Here is a 14725-nt window from a genome sequence, read left to right as displayed (position 1 = left end):
CCGAAGGTGCCAGCCCCGCTCTGTGGATCCTGGCGGGCGCGGTCGCCGGGCTGATCGCAATCGCAGTCGTCATGCTGAGGGCGGGCAAACCCCCACGCCATCACCTCATTCGAGGTCCGTAACCAGTGCGCGAACCGCGCGATCAGCCGCCGAACAACAGATACAGGCCCAGGAAGGTGTGTCCGACCATCGTGAGCATCATTGCCAATTGGCCACTGATCTGATGCCGTCGCGTAAGCAGACGCAGCGCCCGGTCGTGCGCGGCAACGACGGCCACGATGTGTCCAATGACGACGCAGGACACCTTGATCAACCACAGCACCGACGGATGGGCCGACAGCACGTACACCACGTCGGACCGGTCCAACCCCAGCAGATGCCACCCTTGCCCAGTGGATGGGCCAGACGGACGATCGTTTCCTGACCACGCTCAACCGACTACGACAAATGGTGGGCGAAGATGTAGCCCACCACTATTCGTATCGAAGAGTGCGTCAGCTCGCCGGGTAGCCGCTAACGGCTTTCTCGATCTACGCCGCCGGTAGCGCGTGCGGCGGCCCAGAACGCGACACCGACGACCGTCGCGAACACGACGAGTAGCTGTGACGGTACGCAAGAGCGACGCAGCCTAAGCCTCGCTCGGCACAGGTACCGATGGCGGCAGAGCCACCTACGGGGTCGCCTGGCCAATCCGCTGCCGCCACACCCAGCCTTCTACCCGTCCGCCAGAACGAGACTTACTCAGCGGTGGGCTGGTCGCGAAGCAGCGCCGCTTGCACCGCGGCGGCCAGCCATCGCGCACCGCGTCGCGCAGCGCCACCGATCGTGCGCGCCGCACACCGCGACTGTCGAAGCGCCGCACCGCATGGCGGCCGCCGCCGCGACGCATCCGCGCCATCCGCTCCATGTTGTCGCCCTGGGAACCCGACACGACGTGCTGTCGCACGTCGGCATCGGCCGCGATCTTCACGCACACCGGGTTGTCGCATTCGTGCAAACCCAGCACCCCCGCAGCCACGGTTCCGCTTGCGATCGCCAACGCGTAACGGTGCGGCCGCACGCAGAACCCCACGCCGTCGCGCGTGAGGTAGAACCGGCCGTAGCCATCGGCGCCGATGGCACCGATCCAGATGTCGCAGTCCGAACGCGTTGGCCCGCAGACGACGTGACTGTCGAAGCGCGCGATCTCCGCGGCGTGCCGACGCCGATCAACGATTAGTTGGCTAGCGCTTCGCGTGGCCGCTGACCCTACGTCCGTGCACTGACGTTCAGCACGCCCCACGGCGGGCGTCGGCGCCCCGCCGCACGCGCGCCGCGGGGAGCTACTGGTTCGGCGTGGCATCTGATGTCCCGTCCAACAGTGCCTGTCGCCTCTCCAGCTCGCGCTCGATGATGGACCCCGCGCGCTCGACGTTGCGAGGGTCTGCGCGCACGTGGCGCAGCGCGTCGTCGGTGTGCGCGACGGCGAGCGGATCCTACTCGGGGGTGGTGAAACCCTCTTAGTCGTGCACCACGATCGGCGCCTCATGGCTCAATGGTCGCCCTCCGGTGGCCTCCTGCATCAGGCCGTGGCCGCATTCGGCTCGGCGTCACCGGGGTAGGCAACCCCCGCGCGCTCGTCGCACTTCTCGCCGACGTCGCCTAGTGCGCATGCGAACCGTTGCTGGGCATGGACTTCTCGTCTCTCGGAGCGTGCCGCAGCATGGTCCGAACGATTCCGATTCCGACGTCTGTCCGTGCGGCGATGGTCGTCAGCGTCTCACCACGGTCCTGCATGCGTGCGACCGCTGCGCCTGCCTTCGCCCGGTGCGTGGCCACTCGCTTGGCAGCGTCGGCGTCGACCTGCGCGCGCAGCTGGGCCAGGCGCTCCTTCTTCCAGACCTCGACCTCGGAGAGCTTGCCGACCTCGTAGAGGAAGTTCGTGGCGTCGTCGATGTTCGCCTTGTCCCGCGCCGCGCGCGCTTCATTGGCGCGCCGGTTCGCTTCCACGGCCCGTCGCCGGGCTTCCAACTTGGACGTTCCTGCTGCTGTCATGACCGGGACACTAAAACCGGTCGGGCTGGACGTGCCACCACCACAGCCACATTCGCCGTCCACCAATTTTTTCGTCGGCGCCCCTGCCGCAGCACCGCACCTCACTCACCCACCGCGCAGCCCGCCCGTTCACCAGCGCCGCACCGCCCGCTCAGCTCACCCCCTCACAGCCACCTCCCACGGCCCAACGACAGACCACACACCTCTTGCACTCAGGAAGCCCGGCAGTCTAAGAGTTTTCTAAGAACCTCCGGTTTGGTGGTGGCTTCGCCAACCCCGGAGTTCGTAGCGTGCGGCGCATGCGGACACCGGCGTGCGCGTCATGGTGATGACGCTGCACAAGCTGACCGCCGGGGACGGATACCTGTACCTGGTGCGGCAGGTCGCTGCCTCCGACAGCACCGAGCGGGGCCGCTCGACCCTGGCTGACTACTACTCCGCCAAGGGTGAATCGCCGGGACGCTGGATGGGACGCGGCCTGGCCGCTCTGTCCGACACCGGTCGCAGCGAGGTCAGTCCGCAAGCCCGCGAGGAACTTTGGACTGTCGACGAGGGGTCCAGCGTCGTTGAATCGCAGATGCGCAACCTCTACGGGGTGGGATTGCATCCCAACGCTGACCGCATCTCGACCTACGTCAACGCTCACGGATCGGGCGCGCCCCGGGCAGCCGGCCGGCTTGGGCGAAAGTTCCACGTCCGCGACGGCGAGCCAGAGTTCGCGCGCCGTTTGGCCGTCGCTTTCCGCGACCACAACGCCGAATCCGGCGCGCATTGGAACGCCACCATCGACCCCGAGATCCGCTCGCAGATCCGCACCCGGGTCGCCATCGAGCTGTTCAGCGAGGAGTACGGCCGCCCGCCCGCCGATGACCGCGAACTGTCCGGATTCATCGCCCGCAACACCCGCGCGAAGACCACCGCCGTGGCCGGCTACGACCTGACGTTCTCGCCGGTGAAATCAGTGTCCGCACTGTGGGCTATCGCCCCGTTACCGGTGTCCGAGCAGATCGAAGCCGCTCACGATGCGGCCGTGGCCGACGTCCTGGAATGGCTGCAAGATCAGGCCGCATTCACCCGCACCGGCGCCGGTGGTATCGCCCAGGTCGACACCGAAGGGCTCATCGCCGCGGTGTTCACCCACCGCGATTCCCGCGCCGGGGATCCCGACCTGCACACCCACGTCGCGATCTCCAACAAGGTGTCCTATGTCGACGCCAACGGCGTGCGCCGCTGGCTCGCCCTGGACGGCCAACCGCTGCACCGCGTCACCGTCGCGGCCTCGGAGTTGTACAACACCCGACTGGAAGCCCATTTGATCTCCAGGCTGGGTGTGCGCTTCGCCGAACAGTCCCGCGGGCGCGGCAAACGCCCGGTGCGTGAAATCGTCGGAATGTCAGCGAAATTGATGGAGCGGTGGTCAAGTCGCCGTGCGGCGATCAAGGCCCGCACCGCCGAGCTGGCCAAGCAGTTTCAGACCGATCACGGACGCGAACCAACGAACGTCGAGATCATCGCGCTGGCCCAGCAAGCGGCCCTGGAATCGCGCGAGGCCAAGCACGAGCCGCGCTCACTCGGCGAGCAGCGCCAGGAGTGGCACACCCAGGCCGTCGAGGTCCTTGGAGAACGCGGCGTGAACCAGATGCTGGCCGACACGTTGGCCGCACCGCAGACCACCCGCGAGGCCGTCACGATCGACGAGGAATGGATCGCGTCGCGCGCTGGCGAACTCATCGCCACGGTGGCCGAAACACGCTCCACCTGGCAGCGCCACCACGTGCGCGCCGAAGCGCTGCGCATGGCGCGCGGCCACGACGTGGCGCACGATGTCGCACTGGTCGAAAGACTCACCGATACCGCCCTCGGAGAGGGCTTCTCGGTGCCGCACGCCCGCGTCGAAGACGCCGAGCTGGGTGAGCCTGTCGCATTGCGTCGCCGCGACGGCGCCAGCGTCTACCGCCGCCACGGTGTCGCGCTCTACACCAGCCAGGAAACACTGGCCGCCGAGCAGCGAATCCTGGACGCGGTGCACCGCGGCGACGGCCGTGTCGCAAGCGCCGCCGACGTCGAACTGGCACTGGCGGATTCGACGGCGCGAGGGCGCACACTCAACCCCGGCCAGGCCGCGCTGGTCACCGAGATGGCCACCGCGGGGCGCCGTGTCGCACTCGCACTCGCCCCGGCCGGAACCGGTAAAACCACGGCCATGGCAGCGCTGGCGCACGCGTGGCGCAGCTCGGGCGGACACGTCATCGGACTGGCCCCCACCGCCGACGCGGCGATCGTGCTCGGCGAGGACCTGGGCGCCACGACCGACACCCTGGACAAGTACGTGTGGTCCGCCGATCCCGTCAAGGCCGCGACATCACATGTGCCCGAATGGTTCAGCCGTGTCGGACCCGACACCCTGATCGTGGTCGACGAGGCCGGAAAAGCGGCCACCGCAGGGCTGGACGCGATGATCCGCGACGCCCTCAAGAAGGGCGCCAGCGTGCGTCTGGTCGGTGATGACGGCCAGCTCTCGTCGATCTCGGCCGGCGGCATTCTGCGTGACATTGCCGAGGCCACCGACGCCCTCACCTTGAGCGAAGTGGTGCGGTTCAAGTCCCCGGCCGAAGCCGCCGCCGGCCTCGCGCTGCACGACGCCGACCCGGCCGGAATCGGCTTCTACATCGACCATCACCGCATCCACGTGGGCACCGACGAAACCGCCGCCGACATGGCTTATCAGGCGTGGCGCGCCGACCTCGCTGCCGGCGGGGACAGCATTCTGCTCGCCCCGACCAACGACGTCATCAACGAGCTCAACGCCCGCGCCCGCCTCGATCGTCTGGCCACCGACCCCGAGGCCGCCGAGGCGCCCACCGTGGTGCTGGCCGATCAGCTGCACGCCAGCGTCGGAGACACCATCCGCACCCGCAAAAACAACCGGCGAATCACGATCGGGCGCAACGATTTCGTCCGCAACGGCTACCGCTACACCATCACCGACGTCCTGCCCGATGGCGGCGTGAAAGCCCGCCATCTGCGCAGCGGGCGCATCGTGACGCTGCCGGCGGACTACATCGCCGAACACGTCACGCTGGGCTATGCGGCCACCATCGACTCCGCGCAGGGTTTGACGGCCGGCGGCCGCACCACCAGGGGCACCTGCCACATCGTCGGCTCGGACACAATGACCCGCCAAGGGTTGTACGTCGCGTTGACTCGCGGCACCGACGAGAATCACCTGTACCTGTCCACGGCCGAGGGCGACCCGCACCGGCTGTTGTCCCCCAAAGCCACTCACCCCGAGACGGCGGTCGACGTGTTGACCAGGATCTTGGCCCGCGACGGCGCGCAGGTCTCGGCGACCACCGCCGCCCGACAGGCCGCCGATCCGGCCGCCCGGCTGCAAGCCGCGGCCGCTATGTACTACGACGCACTCGGTGCCGCCGCCGAGAACCGGCTCGGCGTCGGTGCCCGTGATCGCCTCGATGCCATTGCCGACGAGGTGATCCCGCAGTTGAGCCAGCGTGAGGCCTGGCCGGTGCTGCGCCGCAACCTCTCGGTCCTCGCCCTGCGTGGGGCTGACCCGCGCGAGCTGCTGACCGAGGCGCTGGCCAAGGGCAGCGTTTCTGACGCCGCTGACCCGGCCGCGGTGCTGGATCACCGCATCGACCCCGCCGGCACGCAGTCGTCTGGCATCGGGGTGCTGCGCTGGCTGCCCGCCGTTCCGCAGGCGCTGGCCGACGATCCGCAGTGGGGCGCCTATCTGGCCCGTCGCGAGAAGCTGGTCGAAGACCTGGCAGATGACATCCGGACGCGCGCACGCGGCTGGTCCAACGCCACCGCACCCGCCTGGGCGCGCCCGCTGATCACGGTGAACCCGGTCCTGACCGCCGAGATCGCGGTGTTCCGCGCCGCCACCGGGGTCGCCGACGCCGACACCCGCATCACCGGTGCCCGCCAGTACCCGGTGCGCACCCGCGGTGTGCAGGCGGGCGTGCAGCGCCAAGCCGCCGCCGACATCGGTCGCCGCAGCGCCGACACCTCCCGCTGGAACGACCTCATCGACGGCATCGACCCGCGGGTGCGCTCGGATGCCTACTGGCCGCAGCTGGCCGCTCAGCTTGTCCAGGCCGCCCGTATCACCCCGCAACTGCGCCAGATCATCACCACCGCGGCAGGCCAAGGGCCGCTGCCCGACGAGCTGCCCGCGGCCGCACTGTGGTGGCGCATCGCCGGCGCGCTATCCCCGACCGCCACCTTGGCCACCACCCATTCGCGGCTGCGCCCGCCCTGGGTGACCGATATCGACGTCGTGTTCGGGACCGCGCTCGCCGAAATCATCACCTCCGATCCTGCCTGGCCCGGGCTGGTAGCCGCGATCAGTGCCGCCGACCCGCACAAGTGGACACCGCGGGATCTGCTGCACGTCGCCGCCGAGCAGCTCGCCGACGCCACCGACGAGGACCATCCGATCCCGCCCGGCGATTACGCCCGGCTCATCACCTACACCGTCGATGCGTTCACCCATCGCCTCCAGGCCCGCCTCGGCGTGGATCTCGAGGACCTCCCCACACCCCAGGACGCGCCGCCGGACCCCGCCGAGGAAGCACTATTTCCGCCCGACCCGCAAGCTCCCTACGCGCACGTCGAGGAGCACCCGCCCCTCGACGACTACTTCGACCTCGCTGCGCCCGAAGACGTCCACGCCTTCAAATACGGGTCCCACGAATTCGAGGATCTTCGATTCGAAGACCTCTCAACACATCGCCCTACACCCGAATTGGGCATCACTATGGACGCCTTCATCGCGCTGCGCGCCGAGTACCGGAACGTCTGCGACGAAATCCAAACTCTTACCGCCGCTATTCGCGCCGGAAATGGCCCGGCATTGCGCGCCGCCGCCGACGATCTGCTGTGCATGCGCCGCCAGGTCGACGCCGATCGCCCCTACAGCCACGCCGTCACCGACGTGATAGAGCAGTGGTCGGACGCCGATGCCGCCTACAATGACACCCTGCGTTTGATCGAGCACTCACGCACCCAGCTCGACCTCCTGTTGGCCACCTCTGACGCCGACGAACTCGACATCATCTCGGCCCGCCAGCAGATCGCCTTCTACACCGACCTGCTCCCCGACCAGCCGCCCGCTCTGAAGTTCCAGCACGCCCTCGCCGACGCCCAGGCCGCCCGCGCCGCGGCCGCCGGAGGCGCCGACAAGATCGTCACCGAGCGCGACATCGCCGCTGCCCGCGGCGACGCCGAACGCGCCGACCTCGCCGCCCTCAACGCGCTGCGGGTACGGCGCCCGGTGCTGCGCCGCGAACTTCAACGCGCCGAGCGCGACATCGCCACCGCGTTCGCGGCCGCCCAGACCTCCACCTCACACACCCTCGAACAGCTCCTCGAGTCAGCACGCTCGGAAGTCGCTCTCCTCCAGGTCGCCGGCCACCTGGACCCCAAGCGCACTCCCCTGCTCATCCCCGACGCAGTACTATTTACACACGACCCCCACATCGTCAGCCGACTCAAATCCCTGACCGCACTGCCCTATCGCCTCGCCGTAATCCGCGCCGACATCACCGACAGCGACACCGCCGCAGCCCTCTACACCCTGCGCAGCACCGCCAACGCCGCCGACCGCAGCGTCCTGTGGCTCTCGGCTTCCGACACCAGCACCGACACAGCCCGCGGCGCCGAGCTGGCTGACACCATCACCACCATCGGTCACGCCCACCACCAACTCAGCGAACAGCACTGGGCACTGCCGCCCGGGACCATCGTCGTCATCGACGACCCCGCCACCGCCGAACCCGCCCAACTGGTCGACATCGCCCGCCAAGCCGCCGCCGCAGACGCTCGGGTCATCTTCCTCGACCACGGCGACGCCAGCCGCGGGCCGAGCTCCGCCGCGGTGCGCCTGCTCACCCACTCCCTGCCGTGGAACACCACCCTCACCGACGCCCAGTCGGCTCCCGAAGATCCAGTGTTCGAGACGATCCCGGCTGTGACGTTGGCCGACCGCCTCGGCCGCACCGGACTCAGTGATTCATGGCGTCGAGTGCTTACCCAGTACGACAACGCAGCGCGCGCCGTCCGCTCCGCGCACCGTCGAAACCTCGCCCTGGGATGGCGTACCCAAACACGCTCGGCCGACCGGGACCCCGCCCTCGGCGCCAGCATCGACGACTAACAGCCACCAGCACGGCTCTAGTGGTGGACTCTCGCGCGCACCGCCCGCCGCCGTAAGTAAGCGGACCGAGCCTTACTCCTACTGGGGGTGTCGTACACGACAACATTCAGGCGGAAATGTCGAAGGTGAAGCCACATTGGGCACCCCGCGTCCGACCCAATCGGCAAATCACGGCGTCGACACCGCTCGGCGGCGTAGTTATAAATCGGACCGCACATTTCCCAGTCTCAGTGTATTGACCGATAACAGCTCTGAATCGGAATGCTCACAAGCTGCTCACTCGCGCGAAAGTCGTTTGGCACCGCGATATTTATGGGTAAGGGGTCTCTCGTAATGAGACGCCATCTATCGAAACTGTCGTTGTGGAAACATCCTCACGATCCATGATGGGTGCTCAACCTCTACGGTGCCGGGCGTCTCGGTCCGGTCCACTTGCCCTTGAGTTGCCCGTATGCCGAGTAAAACCTGCTGCAACCGCGGGCGGAACTTATACGGCCTGCCTGTGGACTCGCCGGCGTCTGCACCGACACGTACTGGCGAGTGAGTTGGGGCCCCGCAGGCTGGTGTGGGCGCGATTGCCAAACCGAAGCTCGATCGCGACACGCTGATGTCGAGCGCTCATCCCGACATACCTTGCGGCGCCGGTAGCGATCGAGGACAACATCGTTACGGAGAGACTCCGGATTGGGCGCGCGGCCGGGTGTTCGACTCTCAGCATGGCACGATTGCAGCGAACCGTTTCGCACGCGACATCAGGGGCAGACGCCATCTCACACGAACCGCCCGACATAAAACCCGAGATGGGTAGCACCCAAACGACGCCGCAACTTCCTGAGCAGCGCCCAATGGCCGCTGTCGACGACCACCGCCTCAGATCGCAATTCATGCGCGCACTCATTGCGTCTCACCCGGCCCCGCCACCTCGCGGGGAACCGGCCCCGCGCGTGATCGTTCAGTTCTGGGACGACCGGCGAACGGTCCCCACGGACGTGGAAGGGTGCATAAGTGGCTGGGCAACGCTCGATTCTCAGGGCTACCAACACGTCCTCTTTGACGATGAGTCAGCGGCCGACTTCATCAAAGAGCACCTCGATGACCGTCATCTTCGAGCGTTTCAAGCGTGCCCGCACCCGGCGATGCGGTCCGACTTCTTTCGCTATGCATTCATCTGGGTGAACGGCGGCTACTACGTTGATGCCGATGACGAATACGTCGGCGGATCCCTCGCCCAGACAGCCCGCGCCGGTGGCCTTCAGCTTCGTCCGTTGTGCTACGACATCGCGAGTGATCAGATGATTGACGCAGTAGGGGCCGCCTCGGCAGCCTCTGACGCACAGAGGGTGTTCTACGTAGATACAACCCCACTCATTGCGCCCGCCAAGCATCCCATCGTCGGCGCCGCGCTTCGCAACGCGATGGAGAATATTCTCGGCGCGTCGAACGAGAATCGAGACATCCAATCCCTTACTGGCCCTGGTAATCTCACGGCGAGCCTAGTTCGACACGCGATCCAACTGAGACAATCCTCCATGCCTCTAGATTTCAGTATCCTTGAAGACTGGAACTCCGTTGCTGTGAGCAAATGGCCCCTCTCCTACCGGTCCGACAAGCGCAACTGGAGGCTGTGGCAGCGAGGCGGTGAGTGAGCGCGTGAGGAATGACGGCCCGCTGATGCCGCTATGAATCTGCTCGCCTTCGCTGACGCAAAGGTATTGCTGGCCCACCGCCTGCGGGTCGTGGCACGATTCACGGACTTCCACCGGCGGGTAGACGTCTTCTCCGGGTCTGACGACGTTGATGCACTCCGACGCATTTACGTCATCAATCTCGACCGCAAGCCCAACCGATGGCGGCGCCAACGGCGCGAGTTACACCGCTTTCGTGACCGACGTGGCGAACGACTCTCGGGGCTGACGCGACGATTCTCGGCGATCGACGCCAGATACCTCAACGGCGACATCGACGAGTCGATCCTAGTGCCCTCATTCTCGTTGGCCGAACAGCTCGCCGTCGACCCCCACCCTCGCCTCGTCATCGACGACGCGACGCGTGCTCATCAGATTGCGATGACGCCGCAAGAGGTCGCTGTTGCCTTGTCTCATATCGAGGTCTGGAAGCTGGTCGCACACGGAGACGTGTCAAGTGCTCTGATCCTCGAAGACGATGTCGTGTTCGTCCGGAGTTTCGCCAAAAAGCTAAAAGCGGCGTGGGTCGAACTAACTGACGCCTCGGGCGGCGACTTGCGATTCGACCTCCTCTATCTGGCGTACCGAGAGCTTCGGCCCACAGCGCGCCGGAACTTTGTCCGTCGCAAACCAATTCCTCGGACTGAACCTGGACTTTGGGAGGCGTCCGGTTACGTGCTGAGCCGAGCCGGCGCGCGGAGGCTACTCGACCGATTACCCGCACACGGCCCGATTGACCTGTGGCTGAATCTTCAGTTTGATTCGCTCCTCGTCTATTCGGCGGCCGAACGGATAATCGAACAACGACTCGACGAGCCGTCAACGAACTCATATTCGGTCTTGCCAGCACTTGCGAAAGTTGGACTCCTAACTCAGGAGAAACCGCTTGTGCATGCCGCGGCGAAGTTGCCCGAGCCGGTTATCGCGTTGGGCCCACACGGCTCCGGCCTCACCGCGCTTGCGACGGCACTAGCCATGCTGGGTTACACCTGCTTCAGTGATGCCAATTCGCTGCCGCGACGAGAGCAGGACGCGCTCGACAACAACCGACTCCGAAGCTTCAATGCCTACGTCAACATTGGATCGGTAGCAGGCCTGCATTTCGCCGCGCTCGCCGCAACTTACCCGTCGGCACTGTTTATCTCGACGGCGCCGGATACCCAGTTCGGTGCCATTCCCGTCCATAGGCACCTACATCTCGAACCTCATCACCGCGACAAGTGGGCAGCACTGAGCCATTTCCTCAGCATCGAGTATCCGTCACTCCCCTACCCCGGCGACATTGATCTGGGCCAGCGAACCACGGTCGAAATGCCCGAAACGTCAACCACTGTGAACCAATCGCACGTGCTTCGGGCCGATGTGTCGCCATGGATTCTCCGCCAAGCGGATGACGTACTTCGCGGCTTTCGTACGCTAGACGACACCCGAGTCAAGTCCGCTCACACCACTGTGGATTGGACGAGTGATTCTGCCCTCCCCCTGGATGACTGGAGACTCCGCGATGACACCTTCCCAAGCAACCTGGCGCTCTTCTCGGCCAGAAACTACGAGCAGTCATCCGGATCCCCAGCGGTTCTGAGATTACGCCGAGAGCAGACCGCCGTACGCGAGTACACGTCAGGTGCGATTGCAAGCCAGCAAGAGTTCTTGTACGGGACCTTTGGCGCGGATCTGCGAAGCTCCAACGTCTCGGGCCTGATCACTGGGTTGTTCCTGCACCGTAACGCCCCCCGCCAAGAGATAGATATCGAGTTTTTGGGCAAGGACACAACCAAGATGTTGGTCAACGTCTACTACAACCCAGGCCCCATCGGAGCGCGAATGGAGTACGGGTATCGCGGCACACCTGTGCTTGTAGATCTCGGGTTCGACGCTGCCGCAGACTTTCACCGCTATGAGATCGATTGGTACCCAGATATAATCCGCTGGAGAGTCGACGGCGTAGTACTGCATGAACGTAGACAGTGGAGTCCCACGCCAATCCCAGATCGTCCATTAGAACTCAACTTGAACCTCTGGTACTCGAGATCTGAAGCACTGGCAGGACGGCTCGACGCCTCCCAACTGCCTGCAGCCGTCGAGTTCCGCTCAGTAACCGTTCACACACCTGCAAATAGGTAAACGCGACAGTCATGCTCGCTCTTCGGCGACATCGTCGCACCCGCGATTGTTGCCGTGGCAGTGGCTGCCGCGGCCGCCTATCCCGGCGCGTTTCCCGCGTTGACCCGCCGATACGAGTTCCGCGACCGTCAGCGTCACGATTACGCAGTACCTGCCGAATGACCGACGGCGGCGTCTACAACAACGTCGGGTTGTCACCGCTACACCCGGTCGCTTCCGAGCGCCTACCGGCCACGTCTACGACGTCGACTACCTGATCGTCGCCGACGCTGGGCGCGGGCGCACCGCACGCACGCGGCACGGTTTTGGCTCCGCCGAATGAAGCAGAGTTTCGCAATGGTCCACACCGGCGCCCAGGACGCCGCGCGCGCTCGGCTTCACCTCGGCGTGCCTGATCGCCGGTCCTGAGCGTCGGTCAGGCTGGATTTCGCCGGTCGACGACGACAACTGCGGACATGCGGAGAATCTGCCTCGCTGACCAATCCAATATGGCTCAGCTGGTGGACCCCATTCCGCCCGGAGTCATACGTTCACGTCATGCCATACCACGCCGGGGACCGTACGCCGGGTAGCGACCCGGTGACCTGCGGCCAGGTCGCACCATCGGTGATCCTTTTGATCGCGCTGCAACAGTTGGCCACAAACCCTGCCATCACGCCGCTGCTTCAACGGTATGTGGTCAACGTCCCCGAGCTACTACGAGCTTCAGACCGAGGAGGTGAAAGAATTGAGCACCAACATCTTTGACGGTTTACCGCTGTTACTTGCAGTTCCTCAAGCCGCTGCAATACTCGGCATCAGCCGGGCGGCGGCGTATCGGCTCGCCGCCTCGGGCGAACTGCCGGTGCGCCGACTTGGCGGCCGCGTCTACGTCGTTACCGCAGAGCTACAACAGCTGATTGCGTCGTAAGCCGCCTTACCGTTCGAACGGCGGTCGCGAGCTGTCCACGACGACTACATTTGAGCGTCAAGTGAGGCGAATTCAGTTCGCCGTGCGCACCTGTCGCAGGCCTGAGGCAATATTGGACAGAACCGCTCGGGCGCAGACGGGTGTCGGCAGGAGGGCAGATGACTACCACTGACGAGCCAGGTACCAAACGCGCACGTCGCGCGGAGCCGATCACCAAACACACCGCAAGAAACGGTGCAGTCAGCTATAGGTTTCAGGTCGACGTCGGCATCCAGCCCGACGGCACCCGCGACAGGCAACGATTCACCTTTCCCACGCTTGCGGAAGCGCGTCGCGAGTACCGGAGAATTACCACCGAGGTGGCAGCCGGCGCGTTCGTCAAACGCGACCCCACGACTGTCGCCGAGTATTTGACCCGGTGGCTTGACAGCAGACGCGACGTGCGTCCTAACACCCTCACCGGATACCGGCATTCTCTGAAGCCTGTCATCGACACACTCGGGAGCATGGGTCTTCAACAGCTGCGCACCGCTGACATCGACGCTCTGGTGACGGTGCGACTGAGCGGCGCGCCGGTCACCCAGCGCGACAGAAGAGGCCGTCGCGCAGCAGAAGTCCTCACTTTCTTGCGAGGCCAGCCCGAAGGGGCGAAGTACAACGAGATCTTGGGGGCCCTCGGTGAACCAGGTATCAGGTCCCTCGACCGGCTTGTGACTTCGGGTGGCGTGGTGCGGAAGGGGCGCGGTCGCTACGTGGCCGCCGAACCAAGTGACCCACAGCGCCCCCGGGTCCCAGGCAGCGTCAGTCCGCGGACTGTGGTCACCATGCTCGTCGTGCTGTCGTCCGCCCTCGACGACGCGATGCGGGAAGGTCTGGTAGCGCGGAATGTGGCGCGCTTGGTGAAGCGCCCGACAGTCGAACACCACGAAATGAAAAGCTGGACCCCTGAACAGGCCGGCCAGTTTCGGCATCACGTGCGCGACGACCGTCTGAACGCCTGCTGGTTGTTGACCCTCGCCGGACTTCGCCGCTCGGAAGTACTCGGGCTCAGATGGTTTGACGTCGATTTCGATGCTGGCACCGTGTCCGTCGCTCAGGGCCGCGTGGTGGTCGAAGGCACAGGCACAGTCACCGGCGACCCGAAGTCAAAGCGCTCGCGCCGGGCGCTCCCGATGCCCGTCGACGTCCTTACAGCGCTCCGTACCTTCAGGCTTCGCCAAGCCGAGGAACGCCTCGCCATCGGTTCGCAGTATCCCGACACCGGACTCGTTGCCGTCAACGCAGACGGCTCCCCCATCCGGCCGGAGACATACTCTTCCCAGTTCGCTCAGCACGCGAAAGACGCTGGCGTGCCGGTCATTCGGCTACACGATGTGCGGCACACCGCCGCCACCATGCTGCTCGACGGCGGCACCACACCGTCGGCGACGGCAAAGTGGCTGGGCCATGATCCGGCGATCACGCTGCGGGTGTACGGGCACGTCTATGACGATGCACTCGCCGCGGCGGGTGATGCGCTGATGGGACGGTCGCGCACTAGCGGCGAGCCGTAGGCGGGGCGGTCGCCAAGGCTACACGCCAGTGTTAGCGCGCGCCTCAACCCATTTGATCAGTCGGCGGCGGCGTTCTGCGATGCGCTCGGGATTCTGCTCCGCGTCACGCTCGGCGGCGTCGGCTTCCTCCCAGGCACGACGCATGTCAGCGTCGCGGAACTCCACAGTCTTCGCCATCACTCATCCCTCTCGGACGACGCCAGCATTGCTGCGCTTCCCGACACAACACGTTAAGCATCTG

The 14725-nt window shown here is 65.6% G+C and carries 8 protein-coding genes and 1 pseudogene; 5 read left to right on the top strand and 4 right to left on the bottom strand.

Annotation, left to right across the window (positions count from 1 at the left end):
- Positions 1-142 precede the first annotated feature (142 nt).
- From G6N61_RS31035 to G6N61_RS30225, 3 genes and pseudogenes are all read right to left on the bottom strand, one after another.
- A pseudogene (locus tag G6N61_RS31035) lies at positions 143-597 on the bottom strand (hypothetical protein); the annotation flags it as partial.
- A 73-nt stretch (positions 598-670) separates the two neighbouring features.
- A complete protein-coding gene (locus G6N61_RS31395) occupies positions 671-1039 on the bottom strand; it encodes a hypothetical protein (RefSeq protein ID WP_407666351.1) in 369 nt (122 codons plus the stop codon).
- A 602-nt stretch (positions 1040-1641) separates the two neighbouring features.
- Entirely contained in the window at positions 1642-2034 is a 393-nt protein-coding gene (locus G6N61_RS30225) for a hypothetical protein (RefSeq protein WP_235887354.1), read from the bottom strand.
- A gap of 322 nt (positions 2035-2356) precedes the next feature.
- Here G6N61_RS30225 and mobF point away from each other — a divergent pair, with 322 nt between their 5' ends.
- The 5 genes from mobF to G6N61_RS30200 all read left to right on the top strand — a co-directional run bounded on the left by mobF (position 2357) and on the right by G6N61_RS30200 (position 14484).
- The gene (gene mobF / locus G6N61_RS30220) at positions 2357-8212 is read left to right on the top strand and encodes a MobF family relaxase (protein WP_163925212.1); all 5856 of its coding nucleotides are present in this window, start codon (positions 2357-2359) and stop codon (positions 8210-8212) included.
- Between the two features lie 944 nt (positions 8213-9156).
- Positions 9157-9858, top strand: coding sequence for a glycosyltransferase family 32 protein (locus G6N61_RS30215; RefSeq protein WP_163924495.1), 702 nt, complete (start codon positions 9157-9159; stop codon positions 9856-9858).
- A 33-nt stretch (positions 9859-9891) separates the two neighbouring features.
- Positions 9892-12021: a family 16 glycosylhydrolase gene (locus G6N61_RS30210; RefSeq protein ID WP_163924494.1), complete on the top strand. Its 2130-nt coding sequence runs from the start codon at positions 9892-9894 to the stop codon at positions 12019-12021.
- Positions 12022-12748: 727 nt separating this feature from the next.
- A complete protein-coding gene (locus tag G6N61_RS30205) occupies positions 12749-12931 on the top strand; it encodes a helix-turn-helix domain-containing protein (RefSeq protein WP_232170627.1) in 183 nt (60 codons plus the stop codon).
- Between the two features lie 158 nt (positions 12932-13089).
- Entirely contained in the window at positions 13090-14484 is a 1395-nt protein-coding gene (locus G6N61_RS30200) for a site-specific integrase (protein ID WP_163924492.1), read from the top strand.
- Between the two features lie 18 nt (positions 14485-14502).
- On the opposite strand, the gene G6N61_RS30195 is transcribed toward G6N61_RS30200, so the two are convergent.
- Complete coding sequence (locus tag G6N61_RS30195) at positions 14503-14661, bottom strand: hypothetical protein (protein ID WP_163924491.1); 159 nt, start codon at positions 14659-14661, stop codon at positions 14503-14505.
- Positions 14662-14725 lie beyond the last annotated feature (64 nt).

Source organism: Mycolicibacterium arabiense, from assembly GCF_010731815.2.
Lineage (GTDB): Bacteria > Actinomycetota > Actinomycetes > Mycobacteriales > Mycobacteriaceae > Mycobacterium > Mycobacterium arabiense.
Note: the sequence above shows the minus strand (reverse complement) of the source record. Positions and strands in the feature narration are given on the sequence as shown.